Raw genomic sequence first — 23325 nt, forward strand, 5'->3', positions numbered from 1 at the left:
TGCATGGCTGAGCGCCGGATACGTCCGTCCGCACGTGGCGGAACGGACGCATCCGGACGCGTCACCCGGCTCAGACCACCTCGTCCACCACCGGAGTGGTCACCTCCGGCAGCTCCGCGGCCAGCGCGGCGGCGGCCCGGACGAGGGGAAGAGCGAGCAGTGCCCCGGTTCCCTCGCCCACAGTGACGCCGTGATCGAGCAAAGGGTTGAGCGACATCCGGTCCAGCGCCTTCGCCTGCGCCGGCTCCCCGCTCACCTGCCCCGCCAGCCACCAGTCCGGCGCCCGGAACGCCGCCCGCTGCGCCACCAGCGCGCAGGCCGCGCCCACCACCCCGTCCAGGATCACCGGCAGCCGCCGCACCGAGGACTGGAGCAGGAAACCGACCGTCGCCGCCAGGTCCGGCCCGCCGACCGCCGCCAGCAGCTCCAGCTGGTCGCCCAGCACGGGCCGCGCCCGGCGCAGCGCGTCCCGCACCGCCGCGCACTTGCGCATCCAGGCCAGGTCGTCGATCCCGGCACCGCCCCGGCCGGTCACCACCGAGGCGTCCGTCCCGCACAGCGCCGCGATCAGCGTCGACGCCGGGGTCGTGCCGCCCACGCTCAGGTCCCCGAGCACCACCAGGTCGGTGCCCGAGTCGGCCTCCTCGTCGGCGATCGCGACGCCGAGCTCCAGGGCCTTGCGGGTCTCCTCCAGGGTCTGCGCGTTCTCCACGTCGATCCGGCCCGTGCCGCGCCGCACCCGGTGCCGGGTCACCTCGGCCGGCAGCAGCTCCGGATCGCAGTCAAGGCCCGCGTCCACCACCCGCACCGGCACGCCCTGCGCCCGCGCCAGCACCGCCACCGGGCTCGACCCGTCCAGCACCGCGCGCACCAGCGCCCGCCCGCCGCCCGCGGCCCGCCCGGAGACGCCCAGCGCGGCCACCCCGTGGTCGCCCGCGAAGAGCAGCACCTTCGGCTGCTCCACCGGGCGGGGCGGCACCGCGCCCTGCGCCGCCGACAGCCACTCGCCCAGCTCGTCCAGCCGCCCGAGCGCCCCGGGGCGCACGCTCAGCCGCTCCCTGCGCTCCTCGGCGTCACGCCGGATCCCCCCGTCGGGGCGCTCGATCAGATCGGAGAAGTCGTCGAGGTTCAAGGTTCGTTCCGCCTAGGGACGTCGATCGTTCGTGGCCATGGTCACAGGACGTTCGAACCCTACCCGGGGCCCCGGACCGGCTACCCCCGCAGCACCAGCGCCTGCCCCGCCACCACCAGCAGCACCTGCTCGCACTCGTCGGCGAAGGCCGCGTTCAGCCGCCCCAGCTCGTCGCGGAAGCGGCGCCCCGAGGCCGTCGCGGGCACCACCCCCGAACCCACCTCGTTCGTCACCGCCACCACCGTGCGCCCGGTCGCCCGCACCGCCGCCACCAGCTCCGCCGTCCGCGCCGCCAGCGCCTCCCGGCCGCCCGCGGCCCACCGCTCGTCGTCCCACGCCCCGACCCGGTCCATGGCGTCCGTCAGCCACAGCGACAGGCAGTCGATCAGCAGCGCCGGGCCCTCCCCGGCCAGCAGCGGCACCAGGTCGGTGGTCTCGGCGGTACGCCAGGAGCCCGGCCGCCGGTCCCGGTGCAGCCCCACCCGCTGCGCCCACTCCGGGTCGCCCTCGCGGGTCCCGCCGGTCGCCACGTACAGCACCTCGGGGAAGGTCTCCAGGCGCCGCTCGGCCTCCACCGACTTCCCCGACCGGGCCCCGCCCGTCACCAGCGTCCGGCGCGGCACGTCCGGCACCGCGTGGTACTCGCCCACGTACAGCGTCGTCCCGTCCGGCACCGCCCGCGCCCCCGCCGCCGCGAGCCGCCGGTCCAGCTCCGGCCCGGCGGGCGTGTCGTGGTCCAGGTGCACGGCGATCACGTCGGTGCTCGGCCCGACCGCCCCGGCCGCCCGCAGCCGGGCCAGCGCGTCGGGGCGGCCCGTCACGTCCGCCAGCACCATGTCGTACGGCGGCCGGTGGTCGTCCGGCAGCCCGGCCGCGGCCCCGCCCGGCGGCAGGTACAGCAGCCGCTCGCCCTCCGCCGAGGTCACCTCGTAACCGGTGCCCGGCGCGTCCATCGGCACCGCCCGCACCCGGTGCCCGCTGATCAGCGTCAGCTCCCGGCCGTCCGGCACCCGGCCCGCGGTCGGCAGCCCGGCGGGCAGCTCCACGGCGGGCCCGTCGTGCGGATGGGTCAGCAGCACCTGCCGCACCCCGACCAGCGAGTGCCCCGACCGGGCCGCGGCCAGCGCGGCCCCCGGCGTCAGGTCGAGCAGCAGCGCCCCGTCCACGAGCAGCGAGGTCGCCGCCCGCGCCCGCTCCCCGCGGGACACCGCGCACACGGCGCAGGGACAGTCGGGTCGGGGGAGTCCGAGGGGCGCGCCGGTGCCGAGCAGAGTGAGTTCCACCCTCAGATCCTCCCGCGTCACCGCGAGCGGTGCGCGCCCGGCTACGCTGCGGGCAGGAAACCGATCATCCGGAGGCTGGCATGGCATGGACGTGGCGGTTCGAGAAGACCGACGGCACCGAGGTGGCACCGGCGGTGACCCCGGAGGAGTTCCCCACCCAGGGCGACGCGGAATCCTGGATCGGTGAGAACTGGCGCGAGCTGCTCGACGGCGGCGCGGACCAGGTGACGCTCTCCGAGGACGGGGCGAAGATCTACGGCCCGATGGCGCTCGACGCCGAAGGCTAGGAAGCGGGGCGGGGCGGCAGCGGGCCGGCCCCGAAAACGCGAAAGGCGGGGTGCGGGCCAGGAGCCCGCACCCCGCGACCCGGGGCGCTCAGCCCCGTACGCCGCAGAGGTGCAGCAGTCCCGCGATGCGCCGGTACGGATCGGCCCGCCCGGCCCGGTCCTCGGCGGCCAGCAGCCGCTCCAGCTCGTCCGCGGCCGGCAGGCCCTCGTCGCCGGGGATGCCGTCGGTGAAGACCCGCACCCCGTACCAGGCGTGCAGCGGCGCCGCGATCCCGGCGAGGGTCGCGGTCAGCGCGTCCAGCCGGTCGGCCCGCACCTTGGTGCCGTTGCGGTCGGTGTAGACGTCCGAGTCGAAGGCGTCGAGCGCGCCCGACCAGTCCCCGGCCAGCCCCGGCCGCATGGCCAGCGCCTCCGCGTTGCGGACCACCAGGGACAGCAGCCCGCCGGGGGCCAGCATCCGGGCGAGCCCCGCCAGCAGCGCGTCGGGCTCGTCGGCGTACATCAGCACGCCGTGGCAGAGGACGACGTCGAAGCTGCCGGGCAGGAAGTGCACCCCGGTCTCGCGCCCCTCGCCCTCGATCAGCCGGACCCGCTCGCGGATCCCGGCCGGCTCGGTCGCCAGCGACTCCCGCGCCGCCTTCAGCAGCTCGGGATCGGCCTCCAGACCGGTCACCGTGTGCCCGGCGCGGGCCAGCCGCAGGGCCTGGGTGCCCTGCCCCATGCCCGCGTCCAGGATGCGCAGCCGCTGCCCCACCGGGTAGCGGCCGGCTATCTGCTCGTCGACCTGCCGGGCGATCAGCTCCTGGCGGACGGTGTCACGCAGTCCGCCGGGAACGACCGGCCAGTGAGCGACGACGGGCAGCCCGGGGGCTTCCGCGCTCAGGGCCGCTCTCCGCGCTTGACCTGCGGCTTCGGCAGCCGAAGTCGGCGCATCTGGAGGGTGCGCATCAGGCCGTACGCGACGGCGCCGCGCCTCGACTCGTTCGGGAAGCGCTCGTTCAGCTGCTTGCGCAGCCGGAAGACGATGCCGATCGAGTCGATCACGATCATCACGATCACACCGGCCCACAGCAGCAGCGAGATCGTCTGGAGCTGCGGCGCCTTGTTGCCGAACAGCGACAGCACGAGGATCACCACGGCCATCGGCAGGAAGAACTCGGCGACCGCGAAGCGCGAGTCGACGAAGTCGCGCACGAAGCGGCGCACCGGACCCTTGTCGCGAGCGGGCAGGTAGCGCTCGTCACCGCTGGCCAGGGCCTCGCGCTGCCGGACCATGTCGGTGCGGCGCGCCTCGCGCTGGCGCTTGGCGGCTTCCTTGCGGTCCAGCGGCGCGGACTGCGCGCGACGGCGCTGCGACTGGGCATCACTCCGCTTCGGGGTCGGGCGGCCCTTGGGGGCCTCGGGGTCGCGGGGCTGCTTGGAGAGGTCCGCCGTCACCTTCTCGGTGGGGGCCTTCTCATCCTTCGAACGGCTACGGAACACAAGGCCAAGGGTACGTGCTGCCGCGCATGGACCCCAGCGTCGGCGGGAACGATCCGCTAACGGACAGCGTCTCCGCCAGGGGACACCGGGGTTCCTCGTACTCCCTGCGCGGGAGGCCGGATGATCGTCAGTCGTCCTTGGGGAGGAGCACATCGGGTCCCGAACAGTGCGGTAATGGAGAGAGGAACCGTACTGTGGTTTCTGTTGGAGAGCTGGAGCCCAGTCCGTCAGAAGGGGGCGCGCGAAGCCCATGAGCGGTGTCATGAAGCGTATGGGGATGATCTTCCGCGCGAAGGCAAACAAGGCCCTCGACCGGGCCGAGGATCCGCGCGAGACCCTCGATTACTCGTACCAGAAGCAGCTGGAGCTGCTTCAGAAGGTGCGCCGCGGCGTCGCGGACGTCGCGACCTCCCGCAAGCGCCTCGAACTGCAGCTCAACCAGCTGCAGGGCCAGTCCGCCAAGCTGGAGGACCAGGGCCGCAAGGCGCTGGCGCTCGGCCGCGAGGACCTGGCGCGCGAGGCGCTGTCCCGGCGCGCCGCGCTGCAGCAGCAGGTCAGCGACCTGGAGGTGCAGCACCAGACGCTGCAGGGCGAGGAGGAGAAGCTCACCCTCGCCGCGCAGCGCCTGCAGGCCAAGGTCGACGCCTTCCGCACCAAGAAGGAGACCATCAAGGCGACCTACACGGCGGCCCAGGCGCAGACCCGGATCGCCGAGTCCTTCTCCGGCATCTCGGAGGAGATGAGCGACGTCGGCCTCGCGATCCAGCGGGCCGAGGACAAGACCGCCCAGCTCCAGGCGCGGGCCGGCGCGATCGACGAGCTGCTCGCCTCGGGCGCGCTCGACGACCAGTCCGGTCTCGGCAAGGACGACATCCAGGCGGAGCTCGACCGGCTGTCCGGCGGCACGGACGTCGAGCTGGAGCTCCAGCGGATGAAGGCGGAGCTGGCCGGCGGCCCGTCGGCGCAGCAGCAGGCCATCGAGGGCGGCGGCGCCGCCGCCCCCCAGGACCGGACGCAGCAGTCCCACCCGCGCTTCGAGAAGTAGGGCGGCACGTCATGATCGTACGGATCATGGGGGAGGGCCAGTGGAAGCTGGCCGACAGCCACTTCGCCGAGCTCAACACGCTCGACGACGAGCTGCTGGAAGAGATGGAGGCGGGGGACGAGGAAGGCTTCCGGCGCACCCTCGGCGGCCTCCTCGACGCGGTGCGGCGGCTCGGCGAGCCGCTCGCCGCGGACGCCCTCGAACCGTCCGAGCTGATCCTCCCGGCGCCTGACGCGAGCCTCGACGAGGTCCGCGCCATGCTCTCCGACGACGGCCTGATCCCGGGCTGAGGGTGTCCGGAAATCCGGGCCGGGACACGCGTTCCGGCCCGGCGGCGCCGTACCGTTTCCTGCTGTGACGACCGACGCCACCCTCTTCGCCCGCGCCCGCGCGAGCCAGCGCACCCACCCCCTGGTCTTCGACGCGGGCCTCGCGCTGCTGGTGCTGGTGGCCATGGTCATCAGCTCCTTCACCGACCCGCACGGCCCCGACGGCCCCACCTTCGGCACCCGCGCGCCCACCACCGAGGGCCTCGTGCTCATGGTGCTGGGCGCCGCCGCGCTCGTGCTGCGCCGCCGCCGGCCCATCCCGGTGCTGGCCGTCACCACCGTCCTCGCCCTGGTCGAACTGGTCGGCGACGCCCGGCCCGCGCCCGTCACCATGAGCGCCGTCGTCGCGCTCTACACCGTCGCCGCCCGCACCGACCGCCCCACCACCTGGCGGCTCGGCCTCGCCACCATGGGCGCGCTCACCGCCTCCGCGATGCTCTTCGGCCGCACCCCCTGGTACGCGCAGGAGAACCTGGGCGTCTTCGCCTGGACCGGGATGGCCGCGGCGGCCGGGGACGCCGTGCGCAGCCGCCGCGCCTTCGTGGACGCCATCCGGGAGCGGGCCGAGCGGGCCGAGCGCACCCGCGAGGAGGAGGCCCGCCGCCGGGTCGCCGAGGAGCGGCTGCGGATCGCCCGCGACCTGCACGACGTCGTCGCCCACCACATCGCCCTGGTCAACGTGCAGGCCGGGGTCGCCGCGCACGTCATGGACAAGCGCCCCGACCAGGCCAAGGAGGCCCTCGGGCACGTCCGCGCCGCCAGCCGCTCCGCCCTCGACGAGCTGCGCGCCACGGTCGGGCTGCTGCGCCAGTCCGGCGACCCGGAGGCCCCCACCGAGCCGGTCGCGGGCCTCGCCGTCCTCGACGACCTGCTGGCCACCTTCCGCAACGCCGGGCTGCCCGTGGAGCTGGCCCGCACCGGCGCCGCCACCGCCCTGCCCGCCGCCGTCGACCTCGCCGCGTACCGGATCGTCCAGGAGGCGCTCACCAACGTGCGCAAGCACGCCGGGCCCGAGGCCCGCGCCGAGGTCAGCGTCGTCCGGGTCGGCCGCACGGTGGAGGTCACCGTCCTGGACGACGGCCCGCCGCAGCCCCCCGCCGACCCGGCCGGCCGGGTCGGGCACGGGCTGCTCGGGATGCGGGAGCGGGTGACCGCGCTCGGCGGCACACTCACCGCCGAGCCCCGCTACGGGGGCGGCTTCCGGGTCCAGGCGATACTTCCGGTGAACGCCGACAGCGGGGAGGAAGCGTGACCATCCGGGTACTGCTCGCCGACGACCAGGCACTGCTGCGCAGCGCCTTCCGGGTGCTGGTGGACTCCGAGCCGGACATGGAGGTGGTCGCCGAGGCCGCCGACGGGGCCGCCGCGGTCGCGCTGGCCCGCTCCGAGCGCGCCGACGTGGTCCTGATGGACATCCGGATGCCGGGCACCGACGGGCTGACCGCCACCCGCATGATCACCGCGGACCCGGAGCTGTCCGCCGTACGGATCGTCATGCTCACCACCTTCGAGGTCGACGAGTACGTGGTGCGCTCGCTGCGCGCCGGGGCCTCCGGCTTCCTCGGCAAGGGCGCCGAACCGGAGGAGCTGCTGGGCGCCATCCGGATCGCGGCGGCCGGCGACGCCCTGCTGTCCCCGGCGGCGACCAAGGGCCTGATCGCCCGCTTCCTCGCGCAGGGCGGCGGCGCGGAGCCGGAGGACGCCCCGGGCCCCGGCCGCTCCGCCCGGCTGGCGGCGCTGACCGCCCGCGAGCGCGAGGTGCTGGTCCTCGTCGCGGGCGGCCACTCCAACGACGAGATCGCCGAGCGGCTCGACGTCAGCCCGCTCACCGTCAAGACCCATGTGAACCGGACCATGGCCAAGCTCGGCGCCCGCGACCGCGCCCAACTGGTCGTCACCGCGTACGAATCGGGCCTCGTACGTCCACGGGTGGAGTGAGAGCGGGCCCCGGCGTACTCCAGACGCGGTATGCGCGGGATAAGGAATTGGGCCCGGGGGGCGAGGATCCGGCCCGCCCCATGGCTGATCGTGTATCCGGGCACCCCTGGCGGTGCCCGGACGGCGCTCCCCGGGGGTGGCCGGCCGCCTGCCGAGTACGCCACGGAAGTGAGACCGCATGTCCTGGCTGTCCAGATTCAGCCTCAAGCAACGGGCCCTGATCGGCCTGATGTCCCTCGTCGCCCTGCTCTTCGGGGCGATAGCGATCCCGCAGCTCAAGCAGCAGCTGTTCCCGTCGATCGAGTTCCCGATGGTCTCGGTCATCGCCCCCTACCAGGGCGCCTCTCCCGACGTGGTCGAGAAGCAGGTCGTCGAGCCGATCGAGAACTCCCTGAAGGCCGTCGACGGCATCAAGGGCGTCACCTCGACCGCCTCCGAGGGCAGCGCGGTCATCATGGCCAGCTTCGACTACGGCGACGAGTCGACCAAGCAGCTCGTCGCCGACGTCCAGCAGGCCGTCAACCGGGTCCGCTCCCAGCTCCCCGACGCGGTGGACCCGCAGGTCATCGCGGGCTCCACCGACGACATGCCGACCGTGGTCCTCGCCGTCTCCTCGGACAAGGACCCGCAGGCGCTCGCCGACCAGCTGGAGCGGACCGTCGTGCCCGCCCTGGAGGGCATCGACGGCGTCGGCCAGGTCACCGTCTCGGGCGTCCAGGACCTCCAGGTCTCCATCACCCCCGACCCGGCGAAGCTGGCCAAGGCGGGCCTGAACACCATGAAGCTGGCCGAGGCGGTCCGCAACGGCGGCGCCACCCTCCCGGCCGGCGCCTTCTCCGAGGACGGCAAGAGCCGCACCGTCCAGGTCGGCGGCGGCTTCACCTCGCTCCAGCAGCTCCAGGACCTGCGGATCAAGCCCGAGCGGGGCGGCGCGGTCCGCCTCGGCGACGTGGCCACCGTCAAGCAGGAGGAGTCCCCGCGGGTCTCCCTCACCCGCACCAACGGCAAGCCCAGCCTCGCCGTCTACGCCACGATGGACCAGGACGGCAGCGCCGTCGGCATCTCGGACGCGGTCAAGGACAAGCTGCCGAAGCTGCGCCAGGACCTCGGCTCCGGCGCCGAGCTGACCGTCGTCTCCGACCAGGGCCCGGCCGTCGCCAAGTCCATCTCCGGCCTCACCACCGAGGGGATGCTCGGCCTGGTCATGGCCGTCCTGGTGATCCTGGTCTTCCTGACCTCGATCCGCTCCACCCTGGTCACCGCGGTCTCCATCCCGCTCTCGGTCGTCCTCGCGCTCATCGTGCTGTGGACCCGCGACCTCTCCCTGAACATGCTCACCCTCGGCGCGCTCACCATCGCCATCGGCCGGGTCGTCGACGACTCGATCGTGGTCCTGGAGAACATCAAGCGGCACCTCGGGTACGGCGAGGAGCGCGAGACCGCGATCCTCACCGCGGTCCGCGAGGTGGCCGGCGCCGTCACCTCCTCCACCCTCACCACCGTCGCCGTCTTCCTGCCGATCGGCCTGACCGGCGGCATGATCGGCCAGCTCTTCGGCTCCTTCTCGCTGACCGTCACCGCGGCCCTGCTGGCCTCGCTGCTGGTCTCGCTGACGGTCGTCCCGGTCCTCTCGTACTGGTTCCTGCGCGCCCCCAAGGGCACCTCCGAGGACCAGGAGGAGGCCCGCCGCCTCGCCGAGGAGAAGGAGAACAGGAGCCGGCTCCAGCGCCTGTACGTGCCGGTGCTGCGGTTCGCCACCCGGCGCCGCCTCACCAGCGTGGGCATCGCCGTGGCGGTCCTCGTGGTCACCTTCGGCATGACCCCGCTGCTGAAGACCAACTTCTTCGACCAGGGCGAGCAGGAGGTCCTGACGGTCCGCCAGGAGCTGGCGCCCGGCACCAGCCTGGCCGCGGCCGACGAGGCCGCCAAGAAGGTCGAGAAGATCCTCGGGGACACCGAGGGCGTCAAGGACTACCAGGTCACCGTCGGCTCCTCCGGCTTCATGGCGGCCTTCGGCGGCGGCACCGGCGCCAACCAGGCCACCTACCAGGTCGCCCTCGTGGACTCCGCCTCGTACGGCAAGGTCCACGACAGCGTGGAGGCCGCGCTCGCGAAGCTGGACGGCATCGGCGACACCACCATCTCGGCCGGCGCCGCCTTCGGCAGCCAGGACCTGAGCGTCGTGGTCAAGGCCGCCGACCCGGCGGTCCTCAAGGCCGCCGCCGACCAGGTGAAGACCGCGGTCGGGGAGCTCAAGGACGTCACCGACGTGCAGAGCGACCTCTCGCAGTCCGTCCCCCGGATCTCCGTCCGGCCCAACGCCAAGGCCGCCGACTTCGGCTTCGACGCGACCACCCTCGGCATGATCGTCGGCCAGGCGGTGCACGGCACCCCGTCCGGCAAGGCGATCCTCGACGACACCGAGCGGGACGTCCTCATCACCTCGGCCAAGCCGGCCACCACCCTCGCCGAGCTGAAGGCGCTGCCCCTCGGCCCGGTGAAGCTCGGTGACGTCGCCACGGTCGAGCTGGTCCCGGGCCCGGTCTCCAAGACCCGGATCGACGGTGCCCGCGCGGCCACCGTCACCGCCACCCCGGTCGGCGACAACACCGGCGCGGTCAGCGCCGCGCTCCAGTCCAAGCTCGACGGGCTGAAGCTGCCGGCCGGCGCGACCGCCACCATCGGCGGCGTCTCCGAGGACCAGTCCGACGCCTTCGTCAACCTGTTCCTGGCGATGCTCGCCGCCGTCGCGATCGTCTTCATGCTGCTGGTCGCGACCTTCCGCTCGCTGATCCAGCCGCTGATCCTGCTGGTCTCCATCCCGTTCGCGGCGACCGGCGCGCTCGGCCTGCTGGTGCTCACCGGCACCGCGATGGGCGTCCCCGCGCTCATCGGCATGCTGATGCTCATCGGCATCGTGGTGACCAACGCGATCGTCCTGATCGACCTGATCAACCAGTACCGGGCCCAGGGCCTCGGCGTCGTCGAGGCGGTCGTCGAGGGCGGCCGGCACCGGCTGCGCCCGATCCTGATGACCGCCCTGGCGACGATCTTCGCCCTGCTCCCGATGGCCCTCGGCATCACCGGCCAGGGCGGCTTCATCGCCCAGCCGCTGGCCGTGGTCGTCATCGGCGGCCTGATCAGCTCGACGCTGCTCACCCTGCTGCTGGTGCCGACGCTCTACGCGATGGTGGAGCTCCGCAAGGAGCGCCGCGCGGCGAAGAAGGCGGCGAAGAAGGCGAAGAAGCGCGAGGAGGACGACGCGACGGCCAACGCCGAGCAGCCCGACGTCGGCCCGGCGGACGCGACGCTGATGGACGCGCTGGACCTCTGATCCGGCCCGTCACGCCCGTCACGCACGGAAAGGGGCGCCCCGCGATCACGCGGGGCGCCCCTCTGCTTCGCCGATGGGGAATCGTTACGGCAGAGCCAGCATCCGCTCCAGCGCCAGCTTGGCGAACGCCTCGGTCTCCCGGTCGACCCGGATCTGGTTGACCAGCTTGCCCTCGGCCAGCGACTCCAGGGTCCACACCAGGTGCGGCAGGTCGATGCGGTTCATGGTCGAGCAGAAGCAGACCGTCTTGTCGAGGAAGACGATCTCCTTGTCCTCGGCGGCGAACCGGTTCGCCAGCCGCCGGACCAGGTTCAGCTCGGTGCCGATCGCCCACTTGGAGCCGGCCGGGGCCGCCTCCAGGGCCTTGATGATGTACTCGGTCGAGCCCACGTAGTCCGCGGCGGCGACGACCTCGTGGCGGCACTCCGGGTGGACCAGCACGTTGACGCCGGGGATCCGGGCGCGGACGTCCTCGACCGACTCCAGCGAGAAGCGCCCGTGCACCGAGCAGTGCCCGCGCCACAGGATCATCTTCGCGTTCCGCAGCTCCTCGGCGGTCAGGCCGCCGTTGGGCTTGTGCGGGTTGTAGAGCACACAGTCGTCCAGGGACATGCCCATGTCGCGGACGGCGGTGTTGCGGCCCAGGTGCTGGTCCGGCAGGAAGAGGACCTTCTCGCCCTGCGCGAAGGCCCAGTCCAGGGCCTTCTTCGCGTTGGAGGAGGTGCAGATGGTGCCGCCGTGCTTGCCGGTGAACGCCTTGATGTCGGCGGAGGAGTTCATGTACGAGACGGGCACGACCTGCTCGGCTATGCCCGCCTCGGTCAGCACGTCCCAGCACTCCGCGACCTGCTCGGCGGTGGCCATGTCGGCCATCGAGCAGCCGGCGGCCAGGTCCGGGAGCACGACCTTCTGCTCGTCCGAGGTCAGGATGTCGGCCGACTCGGCCATGAAGTGCACACCGCAGAAGACGATGTACTCGGCCTCCGGCCGGGCGGCGGCGTCGCGGGCCAGCTTGAAGGAGTCACCGGTGACGTCGGCGAACTGGATGACCTCGTCGCGCTGGTAGTGGTGCCCGAGGACGAAGACCTTGTCCCCGAGCTTCTCCTTGGCGGCGCGGGCACGCTCCACCAGGTCCGGGTCGGAGGGCGACGGCAGGTCGCCGGGGCACTCCACGCCGCGCTCGCTCTTCGGGTCGGCCTCGCGGCCGAGGAGCAGCAGGGCGAGCGGCGTCGGCTGGACGTCCAGGGGCTGGGCGGTGGTCACGTCACGCACCCTTTCTACTTCTGCGTTGAGCCCCCGAGGTCCGCCTCGGAGGGTCTTTTCGTCTAAATGACGCTATCTATCATAACCGGTTCACGTCACTTTGACGATGGCCATAGTGTCGATGTGACGAATTCGCCGCGCCCCGCCTTCCCCACCAGGTGTGCGAGCATGAAAGGGAAAGACGCGCCTCGGCCCGGAATGAATCCGCGGCCCCGCCGGTTGCAACCGTCGGCAAGCAGTCTCCGTACCCACCCGGGAGAGAAGCAGATGTCCGTATCGGACGAGAAGACCACTGTCAGCGACGGCATCCTCCTGTCCGACGCCGCCGCAGGGAAGGTCAGGGCCCTCCTCGACCAGGAAGGCCGCGACGACCTCGCGCTGCGCGTCGCCGTTCAGCCCGGCGGCTGCTCCGGCCTGCGTTACCAGCTCTTCTTCGACGAGCGCTCGCTCGACGGCGACGTCGTGAAGGACTTCGACGGCGTCAAGGTCGTCACCGACCGCATGAGCGCCCCCTACCTCGGCGGCGCCTCCATCGACTTCGTCGACACCATCGAGAAGCAGGGCTTCACGATCGACAACCCCAACGCCACGGGCTCCTGCGCCTGCGGCGACAGCTTCAGCTAAGCCCGGCGGGCCGCTGAGCCACCGCGTACGAGAGGGCGGCACCCGCACCGGGTGCCGCCCTCCCGCGTTCCCGCTCAGCCCCGGGGCACCGGCTGCCCGCTCGCCGCGTCCACCACCGGACGCCCGCCCAGCGGCTGCTCCAGGGCCACCGAGCGCGTGATCTCCACCGCCACCGCGATGCACACCCGGTCCGGGTCCGTCGCCCGCTCCGCGATCCGCACCAGGACCCGCTCCGGCGTCTCCTCCGCCGTCACCGTGTACGTGCTGCACACCCCGCCCGAGAAGTTCACCGTCAGCTTCCGCGCCGTCGGGTCCGCCGTGAACGAGGTGACCAGCCGGGCCGGCGCCGTCCCCGTGCCGGGCCCGGGGGAGGGCTTCGCCGACGGCGCCAGATAGCGCGCGTCCACCGCCGTCCGCACCACCGTGAACGGGGCCGAGCCCGCCGCCCCCCGCGCCTCGAACAGCCACGCCGGCACCAGCACCTGCGCCCCGTCCACGTACTGCGCCGCCAGCCCGAACCGCGCCCCGGTCACCGTCACCACCGTCGGCTCCGCCGGGCCCGCCGAGGTCCGGCACGGAGCCGCAGGACGCTCGCCCTGCGGCTCCGCCGCCCCCGACCGGGGCTCCGCCGCGCCCGCCGGGGGATCGGTCGCGCAGCCGCCGATCCCGACCGGTCCGGTCCCCTTCGCGGCCTCGTTCAGCTCGTCCAGCGCCTGCCGCGCCCCGATCACCGGATACGCGTCACCCGCCGCCGGCTCCCGCAGCCGCCCGCTCCCGGCCACCAGCGCACCGTCCGGACCCACGTGCACCCCGGTCGACCAGCCGTACGTCGGCAGGCCGCCCACCACCGGGTCCGCGTTGACCACCCGCACCGAGCCGTTCATCAGCTGCCGCGCGTCCAGCTTGGCGCCGTCCTGGCCGGCCGCCTTGAGCACCGGTGCCGCCGCCGCCTTCGCCGCCGCCTCGCTCACCGGGCTGCCACCCCGCGGGGCCACGGCCTCCCCGGGCGGCGGACACGCCTTGCCCTTCAGGCAGGTGTCGCCCACCGGGCCGCCCTGGGACCAGCTGTACGTCCAGCTCCCGGGCGCCAGCGCCGACACGTCCAGCCGGGGCCCGGACTCGTCCCGGTCCGGGGCCAGCCGCCACACCTCGCCCACCAGGCGCGGGGTGCCCGCGAGGCCTAGTGCCTTCGCGAGCCGGGTCACCTCCGCCGCCGTGATCCGCCCCTCGGGCCGGTACACCGCCGCCTCCGCGGGCCCCCGGGGCAGGGCGCCCGCGGCCCGGTAGACCGTCCCGCCCGCGCCGCCGCCCGGGTCCGGCTCGCCCGGCGCGATCCCGGGGCCGCCGTCGGAGCCCTGGTCCAGCCTCAGCACCGGCGGGGCGCCGGGCGCCACCGCCTTCGCGTCGCCGCCGGACCCGCCGGCGGCCGTGGCCGCGTAGTAGACGCCCCCGCCGCCGGCCAGCAGCACCCCCGCCGCCACCGAGGCGACGAGGAGCGGGCCGCGCTTGCGGGACCGGTTCTCCGTACTGCTCACCGCACGCTCCTTCTGACAGATTCACCGGCAGATTCACTGACGGCGTCATCCGTGTCGTCCCAGGGAAGGACACCCCTGGGACGGGAGCGGCGGGCGAACGGTTCCGTCAGCCCCCGTACTCGGCGGTCGCGGCGATCAGCCGGGCCGAGGCGGCCGGCACCTCGACGCCGTGGATGAGCGCGGGGGAGACCGGCGCGGCCTGCGGCACGGCCGGGGCCGCCCAGTGCGGGGCCATCCGCGCACCGTCCCCGCACAGCTGCGCGAGGCTGAACTCGGACTCCTGGGGCTCACGAGGAGCGGGGTACTGGGTCATGGCCGCACCGTACGCAGGCCACCACTTCGGAGAAAAGACCTACTCTGGGGTAGTTTCCGCTGTTCGGCAACGCCCCGCGCACCCGGTAGCGTGAACTGTCATCGCCGTCCTTACCGCAGGAGCGTCCAGCCGTGCGTATCGCAGTCTCCGGCTCCATCGCCACCGATCACCTCATGACCTTCCCGGGCCGGTTCGCCGACCAGCTCGTGGCGGACCAGCTCCACACGGTCTCCCTGTCCTTCCTCGTCGACAACCTCGACATCCGGCGCGGCGGCGTCGGCCCCAACATCTGCTTCGGCATGGGCCAGCTCGGCGGCAGCCCGATCCTGGTCGGCGCGGCGGGCTACGACTTCGACGAGTACCGCGCCTGGCTCGACCGCCACGGCGTCGACACCGGCTCGGTGCGCATCTCCGAGGTCCTGCACACCGCCCGGTTCGTCTGCACCACGGACAGCGACCACAACCAGATCGGCTCCTTCTACACCGGCGCCATGAGCGAGGCGCGCCTGATCGAGCTGAAGGCCGTCGCCGACCGCGTCGGCGGCCTCGACCTGGTCCTGATCGGCGCCGACGACCCCGAGGCGATGCTGCGCCACACCGAGGAGTGCCGCGACCGCGGGATCCCCTTCGCGGCCGACTTCTCGCAGCAGATCGCCCGCATGGACGGCGAGGAGATCCGCACCCTCCTCGACGGGGCCACCTACCTCTTCTCCAACGAGTACGAGAAGGGCCTCATCGAGTCCAAGACCGGCTGGACCGAGCAGGAGATCCTGGAGCGCGTCGGCCACCGGGTCACCACCCTCGGCTCCCGCGGCGTGCGCATCGAGCGCGTCGGCGAGCCGGTCATCGAGGTCGGCTGCCCGGAGGAGGACGCCAAGGTCGACCCGACCGGCGTCGGCGACGCCTTCCGCGCCGGCTTCCTCACCGGTCTGGGCTGGGGCGTCGGCCTGGAGCGCGCCGCCCAGGTCGGCTGCATGCTCGCCACCCTGGTGATCGAGACCCTGGGCACCCAGGAGTACACCCTGCGCCGCGCCAACTTCATGGACCGCTTCACCAAGGCGTACGGCGACGAGGCCGCCGCCGAGGTCCAGGCGCACCTCGCCTGACCCCTGCCCCACCGGGCCCCACCAGGCCCCCCCCGGAGCCCCGGCCCGCCGCCCGTACGGCGCGGACCGGGGCTCCGGCGTCTCCCGGCCGGTCAGCCCGTCAGCCCGTCAGCCCGTCAGTTCCTCAGCCCGTCAGTCCCTCAGTCCGTCAGGACAGCCGCCGCACCACGTACGCCGTGCCGCCCTTCGGCGAGGGCTCCTCGCCCACGTATTCCTGCCCGCGCATCTCGCACCAGGCCGGGATGTCGAGCCGCGCCGCCTCGTCGTCCGACAGGACCGTCACCGTGCCGCCCACCGGCACCGAGCCGAAGACCTTCGCCAGCTCGATCACCGGGATCGGGCAGCGCCTGCCGAGCGCGTCCACCAGCAGCGTGCCGGGCGCGGGCGCGACGGCCGCCGCCGGGGGGCCAAAGGCCCCGGACCGGTCCCGCAGCGCGGCGACCGCGCCCGGCAGCACCGCGAGGAAACGGTCCACCTCCTCCGCGGAGGTGCCCGCGGGCAGCGACACCCGTACGTTCCCCTCGCTCAGCACCCCCATGGCGCGCAGCACGTGGCTGGGCGTCAGCGTCGAGCTCGTACACGACGAACCGGACGAAACGGAGAAACCCTCCCGGTCCAGCTCGTGCAGCAGCGCCTCCCCGTCGACATAGAGACAGGAGAAGGTCACCAGGTGCGGCAGCCGCCGCACCGGATCGCCCACCACCTCCACGCCCGGCACCAGCTCCGGCACCCGCGCCCGGATCCGGTCCACCAGCCCCCGCAGCCGCGCCGCCTCGGCCGCCGCCTCCGCCCGCACCGCGCGCAGCGAGGCCGCCGCCGCCACGATCGCCGGCAGGTTCTCGAAGCCCGGCGCCCGCCCCGACTCCCGCTCGTCCGCCGGGCCCTGCGGGGCGAACCGGACCCCCTTGCGCACCGCGAGCAGTCCGACCCCGGCCGGGCCGCCCCACTTGTGCGCGCTCGCCGCCAGCAGCGACCAGCCCTCCGGGACCGGGGCCCAGCCCAGCGACTGCGCCGCGTCCACCAGCAGCGGCACCCCGGCCGCCCGGCAGGCCGCCGCGACCTCGGCCACCGGCTGCTCGGTGCCCACCTCGTGGTTGGCCGACTGGAGACACGCCAGGGCGGTACGGGCGTCCAGCGCCGCCGCGAAGACCTCCGGGTCCACCGCGCCCGAGCGCCCCACCGGGACCTCGGCCACCGAGCCGCCGGCCGCCGCGTGGGCCTCCCCGGCGTGCAGCACGCAGGAGTGCTCGACCGCCGACACCACCAGCCGGTCGCCGACCCGCCGGCGCCCGGCGAGCGCCCCGGAGACCCCCGCGTGAACAGCGCGCGTCCCCGAAGGAGTGAACACGAGCTCGTCCGGGCGGCAGCCCACGGCCTCCGCGGCGGCCTCCCGGGCCGCGTCCAGCAGCATCCGGGCCCGCCGCCCCTCCCGGTGCAGCCGGGCCGGGTCGGCCCAGCCCTCGTCCAGGGAGGCGAGCAGCGCCTGGCGGGCGACGGGGTGCAGCGGGGCGGCGGACGCGGTGTCGAAGTAGGGCATCCGCCCACGCTAACCCCGCCGTCCGGCCGCCGTCCGCCACGGCCGGGGCAACCGGGTTAGCCCCCGTCAGATGTACCGTCCACAGGGCCGATCGGCCCTGCGGAACCCGCCTCCGGAACCCCGGACTCCACCCCTTCGGGGACTCGGACGGCGCGTTGGGCACCCTCCCCGCGCGACCCCAAATAGCGTCCAGTAGGGTTTGGTCCGCATAAACATCCAAACCCCTGCCCGCGGCCGGGGCGGCGACCGACCAGCGAGACGGACGGCCGTGGCCGACCAACGCGGGCCGAGACTCTCGGGAAGGCGCTACGTGAGTCCCAACGGCTCCGACCTCCCCCGCAGCCCGAAAGGCGCGGGCGGTACCCCCGCGTCGCGGCGCCCGATGCGGCGGAAGCTGCCGCAGGTGCTGACTGCGGGCCTGATCCTGGCGACAGCCACCGGCTGCTCGTACAACTGGGAAGACTTCCCCCGCCTTGGCATGCCCACTCCGGTGACGGAGGAGGCCCCTCGGATCCTCTCCCTCTGGCAGGGTTCGTGGGCGGCAGCGCTCATCACGGGCGTGCTGGTGTGGGGCCTGATCCTGTGGGCCACCATCTTCCACCGGCGCAGCCGCACCAAGGTGGAGGTACCTCCGCAGACCCGGTACAACATGCCCATCGAGGCGCTGTACACGGTCACCCCGCTCATCATCGTCTCGGTGCTCTTCTACTTCACCGCGCGCGACGAGTCGAAGCTCCTCGAGCTCTCCCCGAAGCCGGCCCACACCGTGAACGTGGTCGGTTACCAGTGGAGCTGGGGCTTCAACTACGTCGAGGACGTGCCCGGTGTGAAGGGCGACGCCAAGACGGACAAGAACCTCGCGGCCATTCCGGACAAGTACAAGGAAGCGTTCCCCGCGAACGCGGGCGGCGTCTACGACGCCGGCATCCCCGGTACCCGGAACCCGCAGACCGGCAACCCGGGCCCGACCCTGTGGCTGCCCAAGGGCGAGAAGGTCCGGTTCGTCCTGACCTCCCGTGACGTCATCCACTCCTTCTGGGTGGTCCCCTTCCTCATGAAGCAGGACGTCATCCCGGGTCACACCAACGCCTTCGAGGTCACTCCGACCCAGGAGGGCACGTTCCTCGGCAAGTGCGCCGAGCTGTGCGGTGTCGACCACTCCCGGATGCTCTTCAACGTCAAGGTGGTCTCTCCGGAGCGCTACCAGCAGCACCTGAAGGAGCTGGCGGAGAAGGGGCAGACCGGCTACATCCCGTCCGGCATTGAGCAGACGGACCCGGCTCGGAATGCGGAGACGAACAAGCTGTGAGCATTCTCAACGAACCCCACGGGGCAGCGGCTGAGGACTCGTACGAGAACGAGCTCCCGGTCCGCCGCAAGCAGCCCGGCAATGTCGTGGTGAAGTGGCTTACCACCACCGACCACAAGACGATCGGCACCATGTACCTGGTGACGTCGTTCGTGTTCTTCATCATCGGCGGTCTGATGGCGCTCTTCATGCGCGCCGAGCTTGCCCGTCCGGGCACGCAGATCATGTCGAACGAGCAGTTCAACCAGGCGTTCACCATGCATGGCACGATCATGCTGCTGATGTTCGCCACCCCGCTCTTCGCGGGCTTCGCGAACTGGATCATGCCGCTGCAGATCGGCGCGCCCGACGTGGCGTTCCCGCGGCTGAACATGTTCGCGTACTGGCTGTACCTCTTCGGCTCGATCATCGCCGTGGCCGGCTTCCTCACCCCGCAGGGTGCGGCGGACTTCGGCTGGTTCGCCTACTCCCCGCTGTCGGACGCCGTCCGCTCGCCGGGTGTCGGCGCCGACATGTGGATCATGGGTCTGGCCTTCTCCGGCTTCGGCACGATCCTCGGCTCGGTCAACTTCATCACCACGATCATCTGCATGCGCGCTCCGGGCATGACGATGTTCCGTATGCCGATCTTCACCTGGAACGTGCTGCTGACCGGTGTCCTGGTCCTGCTCGCCTTCCCGGTGCTGGCGGCGGCGCTGTTCGCCCTGGAGGCGGACCGCAAGTTCGGTGCCCACGTCTTCGACGCGGCCAACGGCGGAGCGCTGCTCTGGCAACACCTCTTCTGGTTCTTCGGACACCCAGAGGTGTACATCATCGCCTTGCCCTTCTTCGGCATCATCTCCGAGGTCATCCCGGTCTTCAGCCGCAAGCCGATGTTCGGCTACATCGGTCTGGTGGCCGCGACCATCGCGATCGCCGGTCTCTCCGTGACCGTGTGGGCCCACCACATGTACGTCACCGGAGGCGTGCTCCTCCCGTTCTTCTCCTTCATGACGTTCCTCATCGCCGTACCGACCGGCGTGAAGTTCTTCAACTGGATCGGAACGATGTGGAAGGGCTCACTGTCCTTCGAGACCCCGATGCTCTGGGCCGTCGGCTTCCTGATCACCTTCACCTTCGGTGGTCTGACCGGCGTCATCCTGGCCTCGCCCCCGATGGACTTCCACGTCTCCGACTCGTACTTCGTCGTCGCGCACTTCCACTACGTCATCTTCGGCACCGTGGTCTTCGCGATGTTCTCCGGCTTCCACTTCTGGTGGCCGAAGTTCACCGGCAAGATGCTCGACGAGCGGCTCGGCAAGATGACCTTCTGGACGCTGTTCGTGGGCTTCCACGGCACCTTCCTGGTCCAGCACTGGCTGGGCGCCGAGGGCATGCCGCGTCGTTACGCGGACTACCTGGACGCCGACGGGTTCACGGCCCTGAACACGATCTCGACGATCTCGTCCTTCCTGCTCGGCCTGTCGATGCTGCCGTTCTTCTACAACGTGTGGAAGACCGCCAAGTACGGCAAGAAGGTCGAGGTCGACGACCCGTGGGGCTACGGCCGTTCGCTCGAATGGGCGACGTCCTGCCCGCCGCCGCGGCACAACTTCCTCACCCTGCCGCGGATCCGTTCCGAATCCCCGGCGTTCGACCTGCACCACCCTGAGATCTCCGCTCTCGACCAGCTCGAGAACAAGGGTCACGAGGTGGCGGCGCTCACCGGCGGCAAGGAGACCGGCAAGTGAAGATCCAGGGCAAGATGTTCATCTGGCTGAGCGTCTTCGTCCTCGCCATGGCGATCCTCTATGGCGTGTGGTCGAAGGAGCCGGTCGGCACGACGGCGCTGTTCCTGACGTTCGGCCTCTGCGCCATGATCGGCTACTACCTGGCCTTCACGGCCAAGCGGGTCGACGCCATGGCGCAGGACGACAAGGAGGCCGACGTCGCGGACGAGGCCGGCGAGGTGGGCTTCTTCGCCCCCCACAGCTGGCAGCCGCTCGCGCTGGCCATCGGCGGCGCGCTCGCCTTCCTGTCCATCGCGATGGGCTGGTGGCTGCTGTACTTCTCCGCCCCGGTGATCCTGGTCGGCATCTTCGGCTGGGTCTTCGAGTTCTACCGCGGTGAGAACCAGAACCAGTAGCGCCCGCGGTACCCGGTAACACCCCGAGGGGCCCGGTCACTTCGTCCGACGAAGTGACCGGGCCCCTCGTTTGCCATGCTCGGCGCGCCGGGGCGGGAAAACGTTCTTACCGTGAGGTCATGAACGACACGCCGCGCATTCGGACTGTTCTGAGCTGCACCCTGCTGGCCCTCACCGTCACCGCGGGCGCCACCGCGTGCGCCGGCTCGGGCGCCCATCCGCTGTCGGCGAAGCCCTACGACGCGGCGGACGAGATCGCGACCAACACCCCCGCCGGGGGCAAGAAGGCCGACCCCGAGAAGCCGCTGGAGATCACCGCCAAGGACGACGAGGGCCGGATCACCGACGTGACCGCCCTGGACGACTCCGGCCACCACCTGGCCGGCGAGCTCACCGCGGACGGGCGCAGATGGCGCTCCACGGCCGCGCTGGCGGCCGGCGCCCGCTACACGGTCCAGGTGGCCACCGAGGACGGCGACGGCGCTCCTGGGGCCCGTACGTTCACTTTCGAGACGGCTCCGGCCAAACGGGCCCTGACCGTCGAATTCGGGCCGGAGGCGGGCACCTACGGCGTCGGGCAGCCGATCACCGCCGATCTCAGCGTCCCGGTCAAGGACAAGGCGGCCCGCGCGGTCGTCGAACGGGCCCTCAAGGTCCGCTCCACGCCCTCCGTGGACGGCTCCTGGTACTGGGTGGACGACAAGAAGCTGCACTTCCGCCCCAAGGAGTACTGGCCCACCGGCGCCGTGGTCACCGCCACCGGCAACCTGGACGGGCTCAAGGTCGGCGACAAGCTCTACGGCGGCGCCTCCAAGCCGCTGAAGCTCACCATCGGCGACCGGATCGAGGCGGTCGCGGACGCCGACTCGCACTACATGACGGTGCGGCGCAACGGAGAAGTGATCAACACCATTCCGGTGACCACCGGAAAACCGGGCTACTCCACCCGAAACGGGATCAAAGTGGTGCTCGGTAAGGAGTACTACGTCCGGATGCGGGGGACCAGCATCGGCATCTCGGAGGGCAGCTCCGACTCGTACGACCTGCCGGTCTACTACGCGACCCGGGTCACCTGGAGCGGCGAGTACGTGCACGCCGCCCCGTGGTCCGTGGGCTCCCAGGGTGTCGAGAACGTCAGCCACGGCTGCGTCGGCATGTCCACCGGGAACGCCGCCTGGTTCTACGAGAACGTCCGTCCGGGTGACATCGTCCGCGTCGTCAACAGCGAGGGCGAGATGATGGACCCGTTCGGCAACGGCTTCGGCGACTGGAACCTGGACTGGGACAAGTGGCGCAAGGGCAGCGCCCTGGTGGCGGACTCCGCGGATCCGGCCGCCACCATGGACGCCAAGGCCCGGCTCAGGCCCTCCCTGTAGGGCCGAGGGCCCTCAGGCGCCGACGGCGAGCCGCGTGCGCAGCAGGGCGGCCAGGGACGCCGCGAACCCGACCGGTTCCACCGGAAGGGTGACCGCGGCGTCCGCGCGGCTCCAGGTGGCCAGCCAGGCGTCCTGGGGGCGCCCGATCAGCAGCAGCACGGGCGGGCAGCGGAAGACCTCGTCCTTGATCTGCCGGCACACCCCCATGCCGCCCGCCGGGACCGCCTCGCCGTCCAGCACGCACACGTCGATCCCGCCCTGGTCCAGGGCCGTCAACAGGGCGGGCAGCGTCGCGCACTCGACGAACTCGACCGGGGGAACATCGGCCGCCGGCCTGCGGCCCGCCGCCAGGCGGACCTGCGCGCGGGTGTTCGCGTCGTCGCTGTAGACCAGGACCGTGGCGCTCGACTGCATCGTTCCTCCGTGAAGGTGGCGTGAGGGTGGTCGGTCGTTGCGCGGATGCTACTCCGCTCCACACCCCGTCAACACCCGTTCAACACCTGTTCGAAGGGTGCCGGAAGGCGCTTCCGATGGGCCGTTCGGGCTGGACACGCGCCCCGGACACTCCGAACGGCACCCCCCGGAGTGAGGGCGGGATAAGCGACCGACATAATGTCGGTCGTGGCGACAGTAACGACAGTAGAAACCGGGCACGCGCACCCGTCGGTCAATCGACCGAACCTCACCAGCGTCGGAACCATCATCTGGTTGAGCTCCGAGCTGATGTTCTTCGCGGCCCTCTTCGCGATGTACTTCACCCTGCGATCCGTGATGGGCGCCGAGTACTGGGCGGAAAAGGCTTCGGCCTTGAACCTCCCGTTCTCGGCGACGAACACCACGATCCTGGTGCTCTCCTCACTCACCTGCCAGCTCGGCGTCTTCGCCGCGGAGCGGGGCGACGTGAAGAAGCTCCGGTCGTGGTTCATCATCACGTTCGTGATGGGCGCGATCTTCATCGGCGGCCAGGTCTTCGAGTACACCGAGCTGGTCAAGGAAGAGGGACTCTCCCTCTCCTCCGACCCGTACGGCACGGTGTTCTACCTGACCACCGGCTTCCACGGCCTGCACGTGACGGGCGGTCTCATCGCCTTCCTGCTGGTCCTGGGCCGGACGTACGCCGCCAAGAGGTTCACCCACGAGCAGGCAACCGCCGCCATCGTCGTGTCCTACTACTGGCACTTCGTCGATGTCGTCTGGATCGGCCTCTTCGCCACGATCTACTTGATCAAGTAATCGGGCTCCGCCGCTCCCGGCGGGCCACACATCCAGCAAGATCGACGCAGAAGATCCTGACACCGGGGTAATCC

At 72.0% G+C, this 23325-nt stretch carries 22 protein-coding genes; 13 read left to right on the top strand and 9 right to left on the bottom strand.

Annotation, left to right across the window (positions count from 1 at the left end):
• Positions 1-70: 70 nt before the first annotated feature.
• Both cobT and AB0C99_RS21735 read right to left on the bottom strand, forming a co-directional pair.
• Complete coding sequence (cobT, locus tag AB0C99_RS21730) at positions 71-1132, bottom strand: nicotinate-nucleotide--dimethylbenzimidazole phosphoribosyltransferase (RefSeq protein WP_362477304.1); 1062 nt, start codon at positions 1130-1132, stop codon at positions 71-73.
• A gap of 80 nt (positions 1133-1212) precedes the next feature.
• A complete protein-coding gene (locus tag AB0C99_RS21735; RefSeq protein WP_362477306.1) occupies positions 1213-2415 on the bottom strand; it encodes a bifunctional adenosylcobinamide kinase/adenosylcobinamide-phosphate guanylyltransferase in 1203 nt (400 codons plus the stop codon).
• A gap of 80 nt (positions 2416-2495) precedes the next feature.
• On the opposite strand from AB0C99_RS21735, the gene AB0C99_RS21740 reads away from it, so the two are divergent.
• The gene (locus tag AB0C99_RS21740; RefSeq protein ID WP_362477309.1) at positions 2496-2702 is read left to right on the top strand and encodes a hypothetical protein; all 207 of its coding nucleotides are present in this window, start codon (positions 2496-2498) and stop codon (positions 2700-2702) included.
• Positions 2703-2790: 88 nt separating this feature from the next.
• On the opposite strand, the gene AB0C99_RS21745 is transcribed toward AB0C99_RS21740, so the two are convergent.
• Entirely contained in the window at positions 2791-3564 is a 774-nt protein-coding gene (locus tag AB0C99_RS21745) for a methyltransferase domain-containing protein (protein WP_362477473.1), read from the bottom strand.
• A 17-nt stretch (positions 3565-3581) separates the two neighbouring features.
• Positions 3582-4184 (bottom strand): DUF3043 domain-containing protein, encoded by a 603-nt coding sequence (locus AB0C99_RS21750; RefSeq protein ID WP_362477312.1) that lies wholly within the window; start codon positions 4182-4184, stop codon positions 3582-3584.
• 250 nt (positions 4185-4434) lie between these two features.
• Between AB0C99_RS21750 and AB0C99_RS21755 the strand changes: the two genes are divergently transcribed.
• The 5 genes from AB0C99_RS21755 to AB0C99_RS21775 all read left to right on the top strand — a co-directional run bounded on the left by AB0C99_RS21755 (position 4435) and on the right by AB0C99_RS21775 (position 10830).
• Positions 4435-5229: a PspA/IM30 family protein gene (locus AB0C99_RS21755; protein ID WP_362477315.1), complete on the top strand. Its 795-nt coding sequence runs from the start codon at positions 4435-4437 to the stop codon at positions 5227-5229.
• 11 nt (positions 5230-5240) lie between these two features.
• Positions 5241-5519: a hypothetical protein gene (locus AB0C99_RS21760; RefSeq protein ID WP_362477318.1), complete on the top strand. Its 279-nt coding sequence runs from the start codon at positions 5241-5243 to the stop codon at positions 5517-5519.
• A 64-nt stretch (positions 5520-5583) separates the two neighbouring features.
• Positions 5584-6810, top strand: a complete 1227-nt coding sequence (locus AB0C99_RS21765; RefSeq protein ID WP_362477321.1) for a sensor histidine kinase — start codon at positions 5584-5586, stop codon at positions 6808-6810.
• Positions 6807-7496: a response regulator transcription factor gene (locus tag AB0C99_RS21770; protein ID WP_362477324.1), complete on the top strand. Its 690-nt coding sequence runs from the start codon at positions 6807-6809 to the stop codon at positions 7494-7496. Before AB0C99_RS21765 ends, AB0C99_RS21770 begins: the two co-directional genes overlap by 4 nt.
• A 178-nt stretch (positions 7497-7674) precedes the next feature.
• Positions 7675-10830: an efflux RND transporter permease subunit gene (locus tag AB0C99_RS21775; protein WP_362477327.1), complete on the top strand. Its 3156-nt coding sequence runs from the start codon at positions 7675-7677 to the stop codon at positions 10828-10830.
• A gap of 84 nt (positions 10831-10914) precedes the next feature.
• Here AB0C99_RS21775 and nadA read toward each other — a convergent pair whose 3' ends face one another.
• Positions 10915-12102 (bottom strand): quinolinate synthase NadA, encoded by a 1188-nt coding sequence (nadA, locus tag AB0C99_RS21780; protein ID WP_362477330.1) that lies wholly within the window; start codon positions 12100-12102, stop codon positions 10915-10917.
• A gap of 258 nt (positions 12103-12360) precedes the next feature.
• Between nadA and AB0C99_RS21785 the strand changes: the two genes are divergently transcribed.
• Entirely contained in the window at positions 12361-12717 is a 357-nt protein-coding gene (locus AB0C99_RS21785) for an iron-sulfur cluster assembly accessory protein (protein WP_362477333.1), read from the top strand.
• Between the two features lie 74 nt (positions 12718-12791).
• Here the strand turns inward: AB0C99_RS21785 and AB0C99_RS21790 are convergent, their stop codons facing one another.
• Positions 12792-14252, bottom strand: coding sequence for a hypothetical protein (locus tag AB0C99_RS21790; protein WP_362477336.1), 1461 nt, complete (start codon positions 14250-14252; stop codon positions 12792-12794).
• 106 nt (positions 14253-14358) lie between these two features.
• Positions 14359-14565, bottom strand: coding sequence for a hypothetical protein (locus tag AB0C99_RS21795; RefSeq protein WP_362477339.1), 207 nt, complete (start codon positions 14563-14565; stop codon positions 14359-14361).
• 131 nt (positions 14566-14696) lie between these two features.
• On the opposite strand from AB0C99_RS21795, the gene AB0C99_RS21800 reads away from it, so the two are divergent.
• On the top strand, positions 14697-15671 hold the full coding sequence (locus AB0C99_RS21800) for a carbohydrate kinase family protein (RefSeq protein ID WP_362477342.1): 975 nt from the start codon (positions 14697-14699) through the stop codon (positions 15669-15671).
• A 148-nt stretch (positions 15672-15819) separates the two neighbouring features.
• Here AB0C99_RS21800 and AB0C99_RS21805 read toward each other — a convergent pair whose 3' ends face one another.
• Positions 15820-17208, bottom strand: coding sequence for an aminotransferase class V-fold PLP-dependent enzyme (locus tag AB0C99_RS21805; protein WP_362477344.1), 1389 nt, complete (start codon positions 17206-17208; stop codon positions 15820-15822).
• Between the two features lie 382 nt (positions 17209-17590).
• On the opposite strand from AB0C99_RS21805, the gene coxB reads away from it, so the two are divergent.
• The 4 genes from coxB (at position 17591) to AB0C99_RS21825 (ending at position 22018) form a co-directional block, all read left to right on the top strand.
• Positions 17591-18517, top strand: coding sequence for a cytochrome c oxidase subunit II (gene coxB / locus AB0C99_RS21810; RefSeq protein WP_362477475.1), 927 nt, complete (start codon positions 17591-17593; stop codon positions 18515-18517).
• Positions 18514-20247 carry a cytochrome c oxidase subunit I gene (gene ctaD, locus AB0C99_RS21815; protein WP_362477347.1) on the top strand — a complete coding sequence of 578 codons (1734 nt, stop codon included), beginning with the start codon at positions 18514-18516 and terminating at the stop codon, positions 20245-20247. Before coxB ends, ctaD begins: the two co-directional genes overlap by 4 nt.
• Positions 20244-20642 carry a cytochrome c oxidase subunit 4 gene (locus tag AB0C99_RS21820; RefSeq protein ID WP_362477350.1) on the top strand — a complete coding sequence of 133 codons (399 nt, stop codon included), beginning with the start codon at positions 20244-20246 and terminating at the stop codon, positions 20640-20642. The genes ctaD and AB0C99_RS21820 overlap by 4 nt, the downstream gene beginning before the upstream one ends.
• A 119-nt stretch (positions 20643-20761) precedes the next feature.
• Positions 20762-22018 (top strand): Ig-like domain-containing protein, encoded by a 1257-nt coding sequence (locus AB0C99_RS21825; RefSeq protein ID WP_362477352.1) that lies wholly within the window; start codon positions 20762-20764, stop codon positions 22016-22018.
• A gap of 12 nt (positions 22019-22030) precedes the next feature.
• On the opposite strand, the gene AB0C99_RS21830 is transcribed toward AB0C99_RS21825, so the two are convergent.
• Positions 22031-22432 carry a hypothetical protein gene (locus tag AB0C99_RS21830; protein ID WP_362477355.1) on the bottom strand — a complete coding sequence of 134 codons (402 nt, stop codon included), beginning with the start codon at positions 22430-22432 and terminating at the stop codon, positions 22031-22033.
• A 198-nt stretch (positions 22433-22630) separates the two neighbouring features.
• Here AB0C99_RS21830 and AB0C99_RS21835 point away from each other — a divergent pair, with 198 nt between their 5' ends.
• Positions 22631-23251, top strand: a complete 621-nt coding sequence (locus AB0C99_RS21835) for a heme-copper oxidase subunit III (RefSeq protein ID WP_362477358.1) — start codon at positions 22631-22633, stop codon at positions 23249-23251.
• Positions 23252-23325 lie beyond the last annotated feature (74 nt).

The organism is Streptomyces sp. NPDC048659 (assembly GCF_040650575.1).
Classification (GTDB): domain Bacteria; phylum Actinomycetota; class Actinomycetes; order Streptomycetales; family Streptomycetaceae; genus Streptomyces.